The organism is Vibrio panuliri (assembly GCF_009938205.1).
GTDB classification, from domain to species: Bacteria; Pseudomonadota; Gammaproteobacteria; order Enterobacterales; family Vibrionaceae; genus Vibrio; species Vibrio panuliri.
In genome coordinates, this window is sequence record NZ_AP019654.1 from 964,784 (window position 1) to 981,505 (window position 16,722).

15 protein-coding genes are annotated in these 16,722 nt (G+C 45.3%); 11 read left to right on the forward strand and 4 right to left on the reverse strand.

The window, feature by feature from the left end:
- The 7 genes from ccmD to GZK95_RS04440 all read left to right on the forward strand — a co-directional run bounded on the left by ccmD (position 1) and on the right by GZK95_RS04440 (position 5,737).
- Positions 1 to 207, forward strand: coding sequence for a heme exporter protein CcmD (gene ccmD / locus GZK95_RS04410; protein ID WP_075709008.1), 207 nt, complete (start codon positions 1 to 3; stop codon positions 205 to 207).
- Complete coding sequence (gene ccmE / locus GZK95_RS04415; protein WP_075709007.1) at positions 204 to 689, forward strand: cytochrome c maturation protein CcmE; 486 nt, start codon at positions 204 to 206, stop codon at positions 687 to 689. Before ccmD ends, ccmE begins: the two co-directional genes overlap by 4 nt.
- Positions 686 to 2,644, forward strand: a complete 1,959-nt coding sequence (locus GZK95_RS04420) for a heme lyase CcmF/NrfE family subunit (protein WP_075713063.1) — start codon at positions 686 to 688, stop codon at positions 2,642 to 2,644. The genes ccmE and GZK95_RS04420 overlap by 4 nt, the downstream gene beginning before the upstream one ends.
- Positions 2,645 to 3,199 (forward strand): DsbE family thiol:disulfide interchange protein, encoded by a 555-nt coding sequence (locus tag GZK95_RS04425; protein ID WP_075709005.1) that lies wholly within the window; start codon positions 2,645 to 2,647, stop codon positions 3,197 to 3,199.
- Positions 3,196 to 3,672: a cytochrome c-type biogenesis protein gene (locus tag GZK95_RS04430; RefSeq protein WP_075709004.1), complete on the forward strand. Its 477-nt coding sequence runs from the start codon at positions 3,196 to 3,198 to the stop codon at positions 3,670 to 3,672. The genes GZK95_RS04425 and GZK95_RS04430 overlap by 4 nt, the downstream gene beginning before the upstream one ends.
- Positions 3,672 to 4,889, forward strand: coding sequence for a c-type cytochrome biogenesis protein CcmI (gene ccmI, locus GZK95_RS04435; protein WP_075709003.1), 1,218 nt, complete (start codon positions 3,672 to 3,674; stop codon positions 4,887 to 4,889). The genes GZK95_RS04430 and ccmI overlap by 1 nt, the downstream gene beginning before the upstream one ends.
- Positions 4,890 to 4,969: 80 nt before the next feature.
- Positions 4,970 to 5,737 (forward strand): MlaA family lipoprotein, encoded by a 768-nt coding sequence (locus tag GZK95_RS04440; protein WP_075709002.1) that lies wholly within the window; start codon positions 4,970 to 4,972, stop codon positions 5,735 to 5,737.
- Positions 5,738 to 5,839: 102 nt separating this feature from the next.
- On the opposite strand, the gene GZK95_RS04445 is transcribed toward GZK95_RS04440, so the two are convergent.
- From GZK95_RS04445 to GZK95_RS04460, 4 genes are all read right to left on the reverse strand, one after another.
- The gene (locus GZK95_RS04445) at positions 5,840 to 7,132 is read right to left on the reverse strand and encodes an outer membrane protein transport protein (RefSeq protein ID WP_075713065.1); all 1,293 of its coding nucleotides are present in this window, start codon (positions 7,130 to 7,132) and stop codon (positions 5,840 to 5,842) included.
- A 328-nt stretch (positions 7,133 to 7,460) separates the two neighbouring features.
- Positions 7,461 to 8,756: an outer membrane protein transport protein gene (locus tag GZK95_RS04450; protein ID WP_075714028.1), complete on the reverse strand. Its 1,296-nt coding sequence runs from the start codon at positions 8,754 to 8,756 to the stop codon at positions 7,461 to 7,463.
- 241 nt (positions 8,757 to 8,997) lie between these two features.
- Positions 8,998 to 9,729: a DUF3379 domain-containing protein gene (locus tag GZK95_RS04455; protein WP_075708999.1), complete on the reverse strand. Its 732-nt coding sequence runs from the start codon at positions 9,727 to 9,729 to the stop codon at positions 8,998 to 9,000.
- Positions 9,722 to 10,228 carry a sigma-70 family RNA polymerase sigma factor gene (locus GZK95_RS04460; protein WP_232061575.1) on the reverse strand — a complete coding sequence of 169 codons (507 nt, stop codon included), beginning with the start codon at positions 10,226 to 10,228 and terminating at the stop codon, positions 9,722 to 9,724. The genes GZK95_RS04455 and GZK95_RS04460 overlap by 8 nt, the downstream gene beginning before the upstream one ends.
- Before the next feature lie 634 nt (positions 10,229 to 10,862).
- Here GZK95_RS04460 and fadI point away from each other — a divergent pair.
- The 4 genes from fadI (at position 10,863) to GZK95_RS04480 (ending at position 16,375) form a co-directional block, all read left to right on the forward strand.
- Positions 10,863 to 12,170, forward strand: coding sequence for an acetyl-CoA C-acyltransferase FadI (gene fadI / locus GZK95_RS04465; RefSeq protein ID WP_075713889.1), 1,308 nt, complete (start codon positions 10,863 to 10,865; stop codon positions 12,168 to 12,170).
- Positions 12,170 to 14,281 (forward strand): fatty acid oxidation complex subunit alpha FadJ, encoded by a 2,112-nt coding sequence (gene fadJ, locus GZK95_RS04470; protein WP_075713887.1) that lies wholly within the window; start codon positions 12,170 to 12,172, stop codon positions 14,279 to 14,281. Before fadI ends, fadJ begins: the two co-directional genes overlap by 1 nt.
- A 170-nt stretch (positions 14,282 to 14,451) precedes the next feature.
- A complete protein-coding gene (gene trpB / locus GZK95_RS04475) occupies positions 14,452 to 15,675 on the forward strand; it encodes a tryptophan synthase subunit beta (protein ID WP_075713885.1) in 1,224 nt (407 codons plus the stop codon).
- A gap of 151 nt (positions 15,676 to 15,826) precedes the next feature.
- Positions 15,827 to 16,375 carry an NAD(P)H nitroreductase gene (locus GZK95_RS04480; RefSeq protein ID WP_075716098.1) on the forward strand — a complete coding sequence of 183 codons (549 nt, stop codon included), beginning with the start codon at positions 15,827 to 15,829 and terminating at the stop codon, positions 16,373 to 16,375.
- Positions 16,376 to 16,722 lie beyond the last annotated feature (347 nt).

The window sequence follows — 16,722 nt, forward strand, 5'->3', positions numbered from 1 at the left end:
ATGCATTTTGAATCTTTGGGTGATTTTTTTGCAATGGGTGGCTACGCAGGTTATGTGTGGAGTGCATTCGGCATTACTTTTTTCGTGATGATTGCGCTGCTGGTCAGCAGTGTGCGACGTCACAAAGCACTACTGAACGATGTTCAGGATAAAGTGGCTCGTCAAGCGCGTATTGATGCGGCCAAGAATTTGGAGAACACGCTATGAACCCAAGACGTAAAAAGAGGCTCGCTATTGTTCTAGCCATTTTGCTTGGCATTGGCTCAACGGTTGGTTTAATGATCTATGCTTTAGGCCAAAATATGGACTTATTCTATACCCCGACTGAGTTGGTTCAGGGTAAGCCAGATGGCTCAAAACCTGAAGTCGGTCAGCGCTTGCGTATTGGTGGTATGGTTACGGTAGGGTCTGTTGTACGCGATCCTGAATCGTTGCGTGTTTCCTTCCAATTGCATGATGTCGGCCCGAATGTCACGGTTGTCTACGATGGCATCTTGCCAGACCTTTTCCGCGAAGGGCAGGGCATTGTTGCTCAAGGTGTGTTGGTTGATGCGACAACCGTAGAGGCGTTTGAGGTACTCGCTAAGCATGATGAAGAGTACATGCCACCTGAAATTGCTGAAGCGATGGAAAAATCGCACACGCCACTTGAATACTCAAATGAACAGAAACAAGGAAGCAGTCAATGATTGCAGAAATCGGCCATTTTGCACTGATCGTATCGCTTGCGATGGCAGTGCTGCTGAGTATCCTGCCTTTGGTAGGTGCTTCCAAAAACAATACTCTTTTGATGAACACAGCCCGTCCTCTCTCTTGGGGGATGTTCTTGCTGCTCGCGCTGTCATTCGCGATTTTGCTGTGGGCGTTTTACACAAATGACTTTACGCTTAATTACGTTGCCAGCAACTCCAATACTCAGTTGCCATGGTATTACCGCTTAACAGCCGTCTGGGGCGCGCATGAAGGCTCGCTACTGCTTTGGGTGTTAATTCAAGCAGCGTGGACTGTGGCGGTGGCGACTTTTAGCCGTGGGATGCCACAAGAGTCGGTTGCTCGCGTATTAGCGGTCATGGGGATGATCAGTGTCGGCTTCTTGCTGTTTATTATCCTCACTTCAAACCCGTTCTTACGTACTCTGCCATTTTTCCCTGTCGACGGACGCGACCTTAACCCATTGTTGCAAGACCCGGGTCTGATTATTCACCCGCCTATGTTGTACATGGGTTATGTTGGGTTCTCTGTTGCGTTTTCATTCGCGATTGCATCGTTAATGACAGGCCGTCTTGATACGGCATGGGCTCGTTGGTCTCGTCCTTGGACTACAGCGGCTTGGTTATTTTTAACACTTGGTATCGCACTAGGTTCATGGTGGGCATATTACGAACTTGGCTGGGGTGGCTGGTGGTTCTGGGATCCAGTAGAAAACGCCTCATTTATGCCTTGGTTGGCAGGTACGGCGCTGATGCACTCATTAGCAGTGACGGAAAAACGCGGTACCTTTAAAGCATGGACCGTGCTTCTCGCAATCTCGGCATTCTCATTGAGCTTGCTCGGCACGTTTTTGGTGCGTTCAGGTATTTTGGTTTCAGTACACGCGTTTGCCTCGGATCCATCGCGCGGTATGTTTATCCTAGGTTTCCTAGTGTTTGTTATTGGTGGTTCACTATTGCTGTTTGCCGTGAAAGGCGCGGCAGTACGTGCCCGTGGTAACTTCGACTTGGTATCACGTGAAAACGCGTTACTGGCGAACAACGTGCTATTGATGGCTGGTCTAGTGGTCGTTTTGGTGGGGACTCTGCTACCTTTGGTCCATAAGCAAATTGGCCTTGGTTCGGTTTCAATCGGTGCACCTTTCTTCGATATGCTGTTTGCATGGCTAATGATCCCATTCTCATTTGTGTTGGGTATTGGGCCGCTAATTCGTTGGAAGCGCGATAACCTCTCTAGCCTAGCGAAACCTATGCTGGTCTCTGGTGTTATCTCGATTGTTCTCGCAGGACTGTTGAACTGGATGTTCTCTGATTACTTCGTCTTTATGACCTACCTAGGATGGTTAATGGCGATGTGGATTGTTGTTCTCCACTGTTTCGAGCTGCATGAGCGTGCAACGCATCGCCATAGTTTCTTCACCGGTGTGCGTAAGTTGCAACGTAGCCACTGGGCAATGATGCTAGGTCATATCGGTTTGGCTGTGTCGATCATTGGTATCGCAATGGTACAAACACACAGTATTGAGCGTGATGTTCGCTTGGCACCTGGGGATAACTTCCAGCTGGAAGAGTACAATTTCTACTTCTCAGGTGTGCGAGATAAAGATGGTCCTAACTACGATGGTTACATTGCGGACTTTGAAATCACTCTTGATGGCAAGTACATCAACACGCTTCACGCTGAGAAGCGCTTCTACCGTACTGCTCGCTCGATGATGACCGAAGCGGCGATTGACCGCAGTATCACGCGTGATCTCTATGTTGCAATGGGTGACCGCCTTGATGACAACAAGTCTTGGGCGGTGCGTATTTACTATAAACCATTTGTAAACTGGATTTGGGCTGGTTCGATTATCATGTCACTAGGCGGCGCACTGGCTATTAGTGATAGACGTTACCGCTTCAGAAAAAACGCTAACAAGCAGGAGGCATAAATGAATAAGAAGTTTTTATTTATCCCACTGATCGCATTTTTAGGTTTAGTGGCGGTATTTATGACTCAGTTGGTGCGCAACTCAGAAGGCGACGACCCAACGAAGTTAGAGTCCGTTTTGGTAGGAAAAACCGTCCCTGAGTTCCGACTAGAAGATCTTGCAGAGCCGGGTAAGCTCTATGACCAATCGATCTTTAAGGGTGAGCCTTTACTGTTGAATGTATGGGCGACTTGGTGTCCAACCTGTTATGCCGAACACCAGTATCTTAATGAGTTAGCCAATGAAGGCGTCAAAATCATTGGTTTAAACTACAAAGATCATCGTGATAAAGCGGTCGGTTGGTTAAATGATTTAGGCAATCCTTATCTGATTAGCTTGTTCGATGGAAACGGCATGCTTGGATTGGATCTCGGTGTCTATGGTGCACCGGAGACTTTCTTGATCGATGCTAATGGTGTGATCCGTTACCGCCATGTTGGTGATGTAAACCCACGTAACTGGAAAGAGAAACTCGAGCCAATGTACTTAGAGATGGTAGCGGAGGCGAAGAAATGAAGAAGTGGATGATTGCGCTATTCGCGGCAATGACATTTTCTCTAGCAGCACACGCAGCGATTGAGGTATACGAGTTTGATACTTTACAACAAGAGGAACAGTTTAAAGAGCTGGGTCATACTCTGCGTTGTCCAAAATGTCAAAACAACACCATCGCGGACTCAAATGCGGAACTGGCTCAAGATCTTCGTCATAAAGTGTACGAGATGACCAAAGATGGTAAGTCTAAGGATGAGATTGTGGATTACATGATTGACCGTTACGGCAATTTTGTTACCTACAACCCGCCATTTACACTGGCAACTTCAATTTTATGGTTGGGACCATTAGGTGTTGTACTGCTTGGCTTTGGGCTTATTATCATCCGTAGCCGCAAAGCGAAGCAGGTGGACGTTGACGATAAATGGGATCAAGACAAAGAACAGCGCCTAAAAGCGCTACTCGATGAAGAGAACGACGGAGATAAGCAGTAATGACTCTATTTTGGATTGCTTCAATCGTTCTTATTGCACTGAGCGGTGTGATGATCGCGTTGCCTTTTATCAAAAAGAAAGAGAACAACGACGCCGCTTTGCGTGATGAACTCAATAAAGCCTTGTACAAAGATCGTCTATCTGAGCTTGAAGAAGAAACCGAAGAAGGCTTAGTTGAAAACCAGCAAGAATTGATTGATGACCTCAAACAGTCTTTGCTAGATGACATTCCTTCCGAAAAGCACGTTTCGGAGAGTGCAGCATTAAACCCTTGGGTTGTGATTGTGCCGTCTATGTTGTTGACGATTGCAATGAGCTATGGGTTGTACGCCAAGTTTGGCGCAGCAGATGATGTGGCGCAGTGGCAACAGGTATCTTCAAACCTTCCTGCTTTGTCGAAAAAGCTAATGTCGCCTGAAGGGGCAGCGTTAAGCGACGATGAGATGCAAGATTTGACTCTGGCGTTGCGTACCCGTTTGCATGTAGAGCCTAAAGATGCCACTGGCTGGCTTCTGCTTGGGCGTATTGCACTGGCAAATCGTGATATTGATACGGCGATCGGCGCAATGAACAAGGCATATACCCTTAAAAATGATGACCCAGACATCATGTTGGGTTATGCGCAAGCTTTGATGCTCTCTCAAGATCCTGTCGATCAAGATACCGCTCGTGCGACCTTGGGTAAACTGGTTCAACGCAACTATATGGATGTGCGTGTATTCTCCTTGTTGGCATTTGATGCCTACGAGCGCAAGGACTTTGCCGCTGCCGTGCGTTATTGGAGCATTATGCAGCAGATGATTGGTCCACAAGATGAACGCTATGAAATGCTTGGTCGTAGTATCGAAAACGCTCAGAAGCAAATGGGGATTGCGCCAAGTGATGCTAAATCAGTTTCTGTAAGCATCAATCTTGCGCCACAAGTTACTGCTAGCCCTGACGCGGCTTTGATTGTCTCTGTGCATAACGCTGACGGTTCACCGGTTCCTGTGGCTGCGGCTCGTTATCCACTCGGTACATTCCCGCGTACGGTTGTGCTTGATGATGGCAATAGCATGATGCAAGGACAAAAGCTGTCTCAGCTTGAAGGTTATGTTGTTCGCGTTCGAATCGATAACGATGGCAATGTCGCGACAAAAGAGGGCGACTGGTACGGAGAGAGCTCAGCAGCTAAAATGGGAGAAGCGGTTGAGGTTACGATTGATAAGCAGTATTAATAAGCAAGAGTATTAATATAACTGAAAAATCAGTACACTAAGGCCGGATATTCACCGGCCTTTTTCATGGAATAGCAATAATGAAGAGCCTTAAGCCAAAGGTATGGACATCGTTATTATCAGTAATGTTGCTTGCAGGGTGTTCAAGTGCACCTGACAGTGAGTCTGAAACCAGCATTAATAATGTCAACGATCCCTTTGAAAACTTTAACCGCGTAATGTGGGACATCAACTACGACTATCTTGACCCTTATGTTGTTCGTCCTGTCTCTCTTGCTTACGTGGGTTATACTCCTCGCCCTGTCCGAGTTGGTATCGCCAACTTTCTTAGCAACCTTGATGAGCCATCAAGCATGGTTAACAATCTAATTATGGGTAATGGTGGTAAAGCATTTGATCACTTTAACCGATTTTGGATTAACACCACTTTTGGTCTATTAGGTTTTATTGATATCGCTTCAGATGCAGGGATTACTGATCATAATGAAAAGGCGCTGGGTGATGCACTCGGCCACTATGGTGTCGGTAACGGTCCGTATGTGATGGTGCCAGGTTATGGTCCTTGGACGGTACGTGAAAGTGCCGATTTTGTCGATGGTATGTATGTACCGCTGTCACTGCTAAACTTCTGGGCCGGCCTTGGTAAGTGGGCATTAGAAGGAATGGAAACTCGCGCTTCTCTGGTTACTCAAGAAGCAATGTTAGACAACTCGCCAGATCCATACGCACTGACGCGTGAGGTTTATATTCAGCATCAAGATTTCAAAGCTGAGATTGAATCGAAGCAAGAAGAAATCGACCACGATGAAGAAGCGTATCTTGATGACTATCTCGATGAGTTAAATTAAATAACTGCAACAGAGAGCAAATGTAAAAAAGGCTTGGATTGACCAAGCCTTTTGTTTATCCATTAGACCAATGTCTAGTCGATAGTGATATTCGTGACAAAGTTAGAACTTGTAGTTCGCTTGTACACCGATCAACCAGATACTGCCAGAGACTTCGCCTTCGAATGAGCCACCAAAGAAATCAGCGCCCAGTGGTTTACTATCGCTTTCGTGCATCTTAGCGTCTTTCGCCATAATGTAAGTAAAGCCAGCATCTAGAGACAGTTGTTCTGACCATTGGTAGCCCGCACCAATGCTTAGCCATAGACGGTCGGTTTCAGGTATGGTTGCGGTGCGGAACTCTTCATCTACTGCAGATGTGTCGTAGGCGATACCAGTGCGAAGTTGTAACTTGTTGTTGTATTGATAAGTTGAGCCAACTGCGAAGCGGTAGTTATCCTTCCAGTTTTCTTCTTTAATAGAAACACTTGCTTCATTAGGAAAATCCGCAACTAGCTCTTTAAAGCTGCTCCAATTGGTCCAGTTAATGCTGGTGTGAACTGCCACTTTATCCGTTAACTGGTGATAGGTTGCTAGCTCAGCAGTTGCTGGTAATGCTAAGTTCATCGAACCATCTTTTCGGGCTTCTGCGTCATTGCGGTTGAAGCCGCGACCTTTTGCGTAGCCTTCAAGAGTTAGGTCAACCTCTGATTTATAACTAAAACCTACGCGGTTAGCTTCGTTAATTTGCCAAACAGTACCAACTTGCCAACCCCAAGCTGTATCATCACCTTCCATATATTTAAGGGCATCACCTTTGTACATCAGAGAGTTTGATGATGCTACTGCTCCAAAACTGCCTTCAGCCTGAACATAGCGCAAACCTCCACCCACACTTACAGCATCTGTGATTTGATAAGCGGCATTTAAGTTCGCTTCCATAGAAATAATGCTCGCTTCATTACCATGGTTTGCACCTGCGAACTCTTTCCCTAGGTCTGTTTCCATACCGTAGTTGGTGCCTAATGCGAAACCAATAGCAAACTTTTCATTGTACTTGTGTGATACGTAGAAGTTAGGAATTACTGCATCATGGGCAAAGTCTTCTGAGTTTGCATCATAGGTGCGAGAGTAATTAGGTAAAGGGTTGTAAGTTGATTTGCCGCTAATATCGATATTTGGGTCTACATAAATAGCGCCTACAGAAACTTGAGTCCCTTCTAAGTAGGTAAGTAGCGCAGGGTTGCGCCATTGTGAGCTTGCGTTATCCGCTATCGCTGCTTCGCCTGCATACGCACGGCCAAGACCCGTTGCTGAGTATTCTGCTAACTGGAAACCAGCTGCGTTAACGGTTGTTGAAGCTGACATTAAACCACATGCCACTGCAAGTGATAGGAGAGACTTGTTTGTTTTCATTGTAATGTTCGCTGAATATGTTTTTCGGAAGAACGTGAATGTTAAATTTAGAGCAAATGCTTTAAAAATAAAAAACACACCAAATGGCGTATTTAAGATTAAATTCTTATTTTGGTTGAATTATCAGAACAAAAAACTAGAAAAGTGGTAAGACCACTTCCTTTTTCAGCTAACGCGTGTTTCGCTTAATTGGCCTAAAATTTTACAACTGTTCACTCAAAGAGGTGTTTTAAGTGTTCGCTGAAACTTATTAGAGGTAGGATGGGCTATGAAAAGGCAATAAAAAAGGGCTGGAAAACCAGCCCTTCGCAACAGTTTAAACCTTAGCTTAGAAGCTACGGCTATATTGCAGGCCGAACAAGATTGCATCGGCATGGGTTGTTGCAGACAGAGTTGAGAGATTCTCAGGCCCTGCTAGAGGGTTTGTTGGGTCGTAATTAGGGTTTGCTGTTGCTTCATTTACAGAAACGTCATCTCCCATTAGATATGTAAAGCCAAAGTCAATATTAGATGCACTATCAATATGGTAAGTAAAGCCTGCTGAGAACCATTGGCGGTCAGAGTCTGGAACAGATACTGATGTTAAGCTATCTTGAGCACTGGTGTCATACATATAACCTGCACGTAGTGTCCAATCGTTATTTAGGTAATATGTACCACCGATAGCATAGTGCCAACCATCCTGCCATTCATAAGGTTTATTATAGTTTGAGCCTAGAGGAGACCCGCTAAGGTTATCAAACTCGATCTGATCAAAAGAACCCCAACCTATATACTGAATCGAATAGTGTACGGCAAACTTAGTGTCTTCAATTCTATGATAACCGGAGAACTCTAGTAAGTCAGGAAGCGGTAGAACAATTTTCTGTCCTTTATCATCTTCTGCTTCAAACTCTGGGCTGTAGTGATAAGCTAGTCCAAATCGGTTATTTTCATCGAGTTCAAAAACGGTGCCGATATTAAACCCTAAAGCAAAGCCATCAGCTTCATCAACGTTAATTAGGTCCATTCCACCGATTTGTGCGACATCGTTACTTGCCACTCGCTTCATAGTACCTTGACCATAGACAAGGTCTAAGCCTGCGCCAAAGCTCCATTGTTCATTTAGGCGGTATGAGCCCGCTAGGCCAAAGTTAAAGCTTTTAACATCAGTTAAACCACCATATTCTGAAGCAGAATAACTATCCGAAAACTCGGTTTTAGTACCGAAGTTTGTATAGGCGTTTATACCCCAAGCGAATTTATCATTTACTGGGACAATAAGATGAATATTAGGGGCGATGGAAGTGTCACCTGCGTCATCTACGTTTGCATCTTTAGGAGGAGAGATCCCTGGTAGCACTTGACAGGTTGTACCACAATACTTTGCATCCTTTACTTCAATCATTGAAGTAATACTTTCAAAACCAAGAGAAAGCTCAGTTTTGTCAAATAGAGCCATAGCAGCAGGGTTACGAGCCATTACTGAAGCGTTATCAGCAATAACTGCATCACCGGCGAATGCACGACCGATACCTGTTGCAGATTGTGCGTTAAGCTGGAAGCCAGCGGCGAGAGCTTGTTGTGATGCAAGTGAAACTGTCACTGCGACCAGTGTTTTTTTAAACAGACGCGTTTTATTCATTGTGCTTTTTTCCTTTTTAGTCGCCTCTTATGGGCGCTGTTTTTTGAGCATTTGCTCAGTTGGGGCTGATCCTAAGCTGAAGTATAGAATATAGAAATCCGACCATTGTCTAATTTGATGATAAAATTGCGTAAATGATGCTTATCAGGCGGTAAAATGCGGGAAAAGGCGTCTTTTTAGAGTGTTAACTCTAATTTTGTGCTAAAAAAAGAGCCCTGATGGGATATCAGAGCTCAATCAGTTAGATAGAAACTGGTTGGATAAGTTTTTTTATAGAATTGGCGATGTTCGCGACATTTTCACCCTTTTCGCCCACTATGACGATGCTTGCGTTACCGACGGGTTCAACTACGCCATCCATGCCCTGTTTTTGAAAATCTTCAACATGGCTTGAGGCGATATTAGTCATAAACAAGGTGACTTTGCCCTTTTCACCTTCAAACACCATATGCAAAGCATTAGCATCACCAAAACCACAATGGTTGAGATAGTAGACGTGATAAGGAAATTGCTCACTGAGTTGATGGGTAAATGGGGCCATCTTGGCATTAATTTGCGACGTATTCACTTGCTCATCTAAGTTCGCGATAAACGGTTTTTCAGCCATCACATGTTCAATTGCCGTATCAGCTAGGCTTGCTTGTGCGGGTGTGACTACCACATTGCCCCAATTGATTTGACCGACCAACAATCCAACGACGAAAGCAACCGATGCCGCCATTGCCATACTGCGTTTAACAAAGTTCGCTTTCACCACGTTATTCTGGTTGCGTGAGCTTTGGTTAAACAAAATTCGGTCAGCAAGATCTTCTGGCACATCAACATTCATCGCTTTTGCGATACGGCTGTCGAGATCCAATATATCTTCAGCGAACTTGCTGTTGCTTTCATTGGTACGCATCGCATCGAGAATGTCGCTGTCCCGCTCTTTTGGGTCAGACATAATACGACGACGGAATTCTAATTCATCCATTGTGCGCTCCTCTGTGTTTCTCTTCAGATTCCAACATCTCTTTGAGTTGGTTTCGAGCTCTAAACAACCGTGTCATCACGGTATTTTTGTTTAACTCTAAAATTTCACCGATTTCGTCACCGCTAAATCCGCCTACGACTTGCAAAAACAGTGGCTCACGGTATTCCACTTCGAGTTTCATGATTTGAGCGTGAATCCACTCTGATTGATGATGGGCATCATCGCTCACTTTGGCTTCATTGCTGTGATCGTCAATATCCACTAAATCGAATTGCTTGCGTTCAAATCGACGCGCATTTTCTCGACGTAATATGGTGATCAGCCAGCTTTTTGCCGCTTTGTCATCCTGTAAGCTATCTAGTGATTTCCATGCCCGTAAGCAGGTTTCTTGAACCAAATCTTCGGCAATGGTGGGATCTTTACACAGCCAATAGGCGTAGCGATAGAGATCTCGATGATACGCGCGCACTAGTGCTTCATATTTTCTTTGTCTGTCCATATCTAAATCGACCGGACGACTGGACTTTTTCTTTCCAAAAAAATCTAAGATGGCCACACATAGCCTCCCAAACTTGTTCCTGTTTTGGTGTAAACAGCCTGAAAATGTAAGAAAACCGTCATAAATAAGGGGTTTTGTGTTTCTGAAATCGATTACCTGAGTCGTTCGCTCAGAAATCGAAAGAAAAATTGATCTATTTCAAAAAACCTCACCACTCAGCGGTTATAGTACATCTTGTCATCTAGTTAGTGTTCGCACTAACAGTTGAGCAAGATGACACTTCCTTTTGAAGGCTGACTTTACTTTCTCCTAATCAGGAAACTGATTATTTTCAATTGGCGTGAGTTAATTGCTTTATACATTCCAACCACACAGATTTGTGTGGTTTTTTTTTGCCTGCGATTTATTTACATTACTTCCCTGAGCCGCGGTGATCACGCTTTTACTCGCGGATTCCCCACTTTAATACTCGCCTTAACTATAGTTTATTTTGTTGCTATCTCAATCTTATTATTCATCAACTTAGCGAATATTGCTTACGTTGAATCACGTTTAGTTAAACGTATGTTTGAATTAATTAACAAAGTGATTACAATAATTCTGGTCAGACCTCTTATATATTTAAGGAGAAACAATGGGCAAGCAGGAAGTGACTACTCGTTCCGGGGAGCGAGTTGCCATCGTAGCAGGGCTGCGAACGCCTTTTGCGAGGCAGAGTACCGAGTTTAGTCAAGTGCCCGCGGTGGACTTGGGGAAAATGGTGGTGAGTGAACTACTCACTCGCACGGATATTGATCCCAAACTGATTGAGCAAGTGGTGTTTGGACAGGTGGTGCAGATGCCAGAAGCGCCGAACATCGCGCGAGAAATCGTATTGGGCACAGGGATGCACATCCATACCGATGCTTATAGTGTTACGCGTGCTTGTGCTACCAGTTTTCAGGCGGCAGTGAATGTGGCAGAAAGCATTATGGCGGGTACGATTGATGTTGGTATTGCAGGCGGAGCCGATTCTTCTTCCGTGTTACCAATAGGTGTATCGAAAACCTTGGCTGCGAATTTACTGGCGTTAAGTAAAACTAAAACGATGACGCAAAAGCTCAAGATACTCAAGAATCTCTCCTTAAAGGATCTTATGCCTGTTCCTCCCGCGGTGGCTGAATATTCAACGGGTTTATCGATGGGGCAAACCGCTGAGCAAATGGCAAAAAGTCATGGCATTACTCGTGCAGAGCAAGATGCTTTGGCGCATCGTTCACATTCGTTGGCTTCTCAAGCATGGAGAGAAGGTAAGATTGCGGGTGAGGTGATGACGGCATTTCCTCAACCCTATAAAAAATGGTTGGCTGAAGATAACAATATTCGTCATGACTCTGCGCTAGAGAGTTACGCCAAATTGAGACCTGCGTTTGATCGCCAATATGGAAGCGTTACTGCGGCAAACAGTACTCCGCTGACTGATGGTGCAGCAGCCGTTATGTTAATGCGAGAAGGCAAAGCGAAAGAACTTGGCCTTGAAATTCTTGGTTATATTCGCTCCTATGCTTTTTCAGCGATCGGAGTTGAACAAGATATGTTGATGGGGCCTTCTTATGCTACCCCATTGGCACTAGACCGTGCGGGTCTGACGCTTAATGACTTAACTTTAATTGATATGCATGAAGCGTTTGCAGCACAAGCCCTATCTAATGTGAAGATGTTCGCCAGTGATAAGTTTGCCCAGCAAAAACTTGGGCGAAGCAAAGCCATTGGCGAGATTGATATGGACAAGTTTAATGTATTGGGTGGTTCGATTGCTTATGGGCACCCATTTGCCGCGACTGGTGCGCGGATGATGACGCAAACACTGCGCGAGTTGAAACGACGTGGCGGTGGTTTAGCGTTGAATACGGCTTGTGCCGCGGGCGGTTTGGGCGCAGCAATGATTTTGGAGGTTGAGTAATGACTAACGAGAAAGCATTCAATCTAACTCTTGATGAGCAGAACATTGCATGGCTCTGTATTGATGTGCCAAATGAAAAAATGAACACCTTACAAGCGGCATTTGCTGACGATATGCAGCAAGTGTTCGCTGAAATCGAGCAAAACAAAACATCAATTAAAGGTTTGATCCTGCATTCGGGTAAGCCGGATAATTTTGTTGCTGGTGCAGACGTACGCATGTTAGATGCCTGTCAGTCTAGTCAGGAAGCAGAAGCATTGGCGCGTAAAGGACAGGAGATGTTTCAACAACTGGCGGACTTGCCATTTCCGGTTGTCGCTGCCATTCACGGACCGTGCCTTGGTGGAGGTTTAGAGTTGGCACTCGCGTGCGATTATCGTGTGTGTAGTGATGACGATAAAACCCGAATCGGCTTGCCTGAAGTTCAACTGGGTTTGTTGCCAGGCTCTGGAGGTACTCAACGCCTGCCGCGCCTAATCGGTCTGTTACCGTCGCTTGATTTGATTCTAACCGGTAAACAACTTCGGGCGAAAAAAGCGAAGAAGCTAGGGGTTGTTGATGCTTGTGTTCCAAAAACTATTTTACTCGATGTGGCAAAGCAATTTCTAAACACGGGCAAAAAGGCCGCACACAAGTCGTCCACGAAAGAGAAGCTGATGTCGAGTACTGGACTAGGGCGGAAAGTTATATTCGAGCAAGCAGCCAAGAAAACAGAGCAGAAAACTCGAGGAAATTACCCTGCAACGACCGCCATTTTGGAAGTGATTCGCTTTGGGCTTGAAAAAGGTCTCAAGCAAGGTTTGGAACATGAGGCCAAACGCTTTGGTGAACTGGTGATGACACCTGAATCAAAAGCGTTGCGCTCGATATTCTTTGCCACTACGGAAATGAAAAAAGAGCATGGTGGTGAGACTGAGCCACTGCCGACCCATCGGGTTGGCGTTCTGGGTGGTGGTTTAATGGGAGCGGGCATTACGCATGTCTCCGTTGCCAAAGCAAAGTTACCAGTGCGGATCAAAGATGTTAGCAATGACGGCGTGCTCAACGCGTTGAACTACAATTTTAAATTGTTCGATAAACAGCGCAAACGTCGCATTTTAACTAAAGCGCAACTGCAAGCTAAGATGAGCCAAATTTCAGGAGGTACCGATTTCATTGCTTTTAATCACTTAGATGTGGTGATTGAGGCGGTGTTTGAAGATCTCGATCTTAAACAACAAATGGTCGCAGATATTGAGCAAAACACTCAACCCGCTACCATTTTTGCTACCAACACGTCTTCGCTGCCGATTGCTCAGATTGCTGAAAAGGCAACACGACCAGAAAACGTAGTCGGTTTGCACTATTTTAGTCCGGTTGAAAAAATGCCGTTAGTTGAAGTTATTCCTCACCAAGGCACATCCGAACAGACGATTTCGACCGTGGTGGAGCTGGCCCGTAAGCAAGGTAAAACCCCTATTGTGGTTAAAGATCAAGCGGGCTTCTACGTCAATCGCATTCTCGCACCTTATATGAATGAAGCGGCGCAGATACTGTTAACCGGAGAGCCAATCGAGCAGTTGGATAACGCATTGCTCAATGCTGGCTTCCCTGTAGGGCCGATAACTTTGCTTGATGAAGTTGGGGTCGATATTGGCGCGAAAATTATGCCAATTTTGGTCAAAGAGTTGGGGGAGCGTTTTCAAGGGCCTGATGTGTTCGATACGTTGCTCAATGATGGACGTAAAGGGCGCAAGAGTGGCAAAGGCTTTTATACCTACAAAGGCAAAGATAAAAAAGTGGATAAAACCGTGTATCAATTGCTTAATCTCAAGCCTGAGGCGAAGCTTGCTGATGCTGAAATTGCCATGCGTTGTATGCTACCGATGCTAAATGAGGCAGTGCGCTGTCTTGATGAAGGTATTATTCGTTCACCACGTGACGGTGATATTGGCGCTATTTTTGGTATTGGGTTCCCGCCGTTTTTAGGCGGACCATTCCGATATATGGACCAAATTGGTATCACCAAGTTGGTAGAAATTATGAATGAGCATGCGGCTAAGTATGGTGACCGATTTGCGCCTTGTGATGGTTTACTGACTAGAGCGAGTGTCGGTCAGTCATTCTATTAATGAGTATAAAGGAGGGCAAACAGCCCTCTTTTTTTGTATAGATTTTGTCGGATTTTATAGAGTGCCCAAAAAGTGTGAGTTTGCTAGCTAATGTTAGGTGTTGAGTTTGTGACCCTATAGAAATACTCATATTATGCGCTTTGTACTAGTTGGATAGGACAAGGAGTCTCATGAAAAACACATTCAATCATGCTTTACCCGATGCAAATGGCTACTTTGGCGAGTTTGGTGGCAGTTTTATTCCTCAAGAGCTGCAAAAGGTAATGGATGAAATCACTGCTGCCTATGATGAGTGTCGACAAGATCCACAGTTTCAAGCTGAGCTTGCACGTTTGTACAAACACTTTGTCGGACGTCCAAGCCCAATATTTCATGCGGAAAACTTATCGGCAAAATATGGCGTAGATATCTATTTAAAACGAGAGGATCTCAACCATACTGGCGCACATAAAATTAATCACTGCTTAGGTGAAGCGCTGCTTGCCAAGAAAATGGGCAAGAAAAAACTGATCGCTGAAACAGGGGCTGGACAACATGGTGTGGCATTGGCAACTGCAGCGGCATTAGTTGGGCTTGAGTGCGATATTTATATGGGGGAAGTGGACATTGCGAAGGAGCACCCCAATGTGGTGCGCATGCGTATCTTAGGCGCCAATGTTATCCCTGCGACCCATGGTCGTAAAACCCTTAAAGAAGCCGTGGATGCTGCGTTTGAGGCATACTTAAAAGACCCAATTACTCAATTGTATGCGATTGGCTCAGTAGTAGGTCCTCACCCATTCCCAATGATGGTGCGAGATTTTCAATCGATCATCGGCAATGAGGCTCGTGAGCAGTTTCAAGAAATGACAGGTAAGCTGCCGGATAATCTTGTCGCTTGTGTTGGTGGCGGATCGAATGCGATGGGGCTGTTTACTGCGTTTTTAGATGATGAGACTGTAGCAATTCATGGCGTTGAGCCAGCAGGACGCTCACTTGTTGAAGTGGGTGAACATGCTGCAACCTTGACTCTCGGCGAACCGGGCATCATGCATGGCTTTAAGTCCTACATGCTCAAAGATGAAGCCGGAGAACCTCAAGAGGTCTATTCGGTAGCCAGTGGTTTGGATTATCCCTCTGTGGGGCCGCAACACAGTTATCTGAAAGACCTTGGTCGCGTGCAATACGGGACAGCGGATGACAAAGAATCCATCGATGCCTTCTTTGAGTTATCCCGCCTTGAAGGGATTATTCCTGCTATTGAGTCCTCACACGCGGTCGCTTATGCGCTGAAACTTGCTAAACAGGGCGTGAAAGGTTCTATCTTGCTTAACTTGTCAGGTCGCGGCGATAAAGATATCGACTTTGTGGTTGAGAACTACGGTAAGCAATATGGCATTGAGTCGCTAATCTAATCGACATCGTTCGAAAGGATAAAGGTTACTTGGATACAAAACTAAGCTGGCGTAGTGCCAGCTTTTTTTATCACCATATATTATGAATTTGTTATTATATTTAGGTAACTAGATAAATAAAAACAAACAGTAAAGTTAGTAAGGAATGGTTATGGATGCTTTAGATTTACTTCTTAATCGTCGTTCGATTGGCCGCTTATCAGAGCCAGCCCCAGAGGGTAAGGTATTAGAAAACATCATTCGCGCGGGGCTGCGGGCACCAGACCACGGTGGTTTGACCCCATGGCGTTTTGTTGTTGCGCAAGGCTCGGGGTTGCAAAAGTTGTCGGATATTTTGCTTGAGGCAGCTAAGGCTGAGGATAGTGACCAAACGGTGCTTGAAAAAGTGACCAATGCTCCATTTCGAGCTCCGATGGTGATTACTGTGATTGCTAAAGTTAAACCTCACGACAAAGTGCCAGCATTTGAGCAGTACTTGTCTGCAGGATGTGCGGCTCATGCCATGCAAATGGCGGCGGTTGCGCAAGGTTTCCAAGGCTTTTGGCGCTCTGGCAAGTGGATGTTTCATCAAAAAGTACATCAAGCCTTCGGTTTAGAAGGTGAAGATCAGATAGTAGGATTTCTCTATTTAGGTACGCCGGGCTGCACACCAATGAAAGTGCCTGAGCGGGATTTAAGTAAGTTTGTCGAGTTTCTTTAGAGAAGGGCACGCTATCGCTACTATAGAGCCTAAAAGGCTGAAGTTGTGATTCCATAGAGCGCGAGTAGGGAATCTCGCTGTTTCTAAACAGCTTCGGTGTAAACAGAGATCCCCAACTCGTTCGTCCCTCACTCTTGAGGATGACGATCGTTAGCCTGTTCCTCGTTTTTGAGGATGACGAGGTTAAGTGATGTGTTTTATGTAGAGCGTATAACTTTGAAGTTGTCATTCCATAGAGCGCGATAGCGCGAGTAGGGAATCTCGCTGTTTCTATACTGCTTCGGTGTAAACAGAGATCCCCAACTTGTTCGTCCCTCACTCTTGAGGATGACGATAGATAGTACGTT

What these genes read in the sequence shown, in the direction of transcription:
- ccmI (WP_075709003.1), top strand. Translation starts at nt 3,672, where the DNA reads ATGACTCTATTTTGGATTGCTTCAATCGTTCTTATTGCACTGAGCGGT.
- fadJ (WP_075713887.1), top strand. Translation starts at nt 12,170, where the DNA reads ATGACTAACGAGAAAGCATTCAATCTAACTCTTGATGAGCAGAACATT.
- GZK95_RS04460 (WP_232061575.1), bottom strand. Translation starts at nt 10,228, where the DNA reads ATGGACAGACAAAGAAAATATGAAGCACTAGTGCGCGCGTATCATCGA.
- ccmD (WP_075709008.1), top strand. Translation starts at nt 1, where the DNA reads ATGCATTTTGAATCTTTGGGTGATTTTTTTGCAATGGGTGGCTACGCA.
- GZK95_RS04425 (WP_075709005.1), top strand. Translation starts at nt 2,645, where the DNA reads ATGAATAAGAAGTTTTTATTTATCCCACTGATCGCATTTTTAGGTTTA.
- GZK95_RS04445 (WP_075713065.1), bottom strand. Translation starts at nt 7,132, where the DNA reads ATGAAAACAAACAAGTCTCTCCTATCACTTGCAGTGGCATGTGGTTTA.
- GZK95_RS04450 (WP_075714028.1), bottom strand. Translation starts at nt 8,756, where the DNA reads ATGAATAAAACGCGTCTGTTTAAAAAAACACTGGTCGCAGTGACAGTT.
- GZK95_RS04440 (WP_075709002.1), top strand. Translation starts at nt 4,970, where the DNA reads ATGAAGAGCCTTAAGCCAAAGGTATGGACATCGTTATTATCAGTAATG.
- ccmE (WP_075709007.1), top strand. Translation starts at nt 204, where the DNA reads ATGAACCCAAGACGTAAAAAGAGGCTCGCTATTGTTCTAGCCATTTTG.
- GZK95_RS04420 (WP_075713063.1), top strand. Translation starts at nt 686, where the DNA reads ATGATTGCAGAAATCGGCCATTTTGCACTGATCGTATCGCTTGCGATG.
- GZK95_RS04480 (WP_075716098.1), top strand. Translation starts at nt 15,827, where the DNA reads ATGGATGCTTTAGATTTACTTCTTAATCGTCGTTCGATTGGCCGCTTA.
- GZK95_RS04430 (WP_075709004.1), top strand. Translation starts at nt 3,196, where the DNA reads ATGAAGAAGTGGATGATTGCGCTATTCGCGGCAATGACATTTTCTCTA.
- fadI (WP_075713889.1), top strand. Translation starts at nt 10,863, where the DNA reads ATGGGCAAGCAGGAAGTGACTACTCGTTCCGGGGAGCGAGTTGCCATC.
- trpB (WP_075713885.1), top strand. Translation starts at nt 14,452, where the DNA reads ATGAAAAACACATTCAATCATGCTTTACCCGATGCAAATGGCTACTTT.
- GZK95_RS04455 (WP_075708999.1), bottom strand. Translation starts at nt 9,729, where the DNA reads ATGGATGAATTAGAATTCCGTCGTCGTATTATGTCTGACCCAAAAGAG.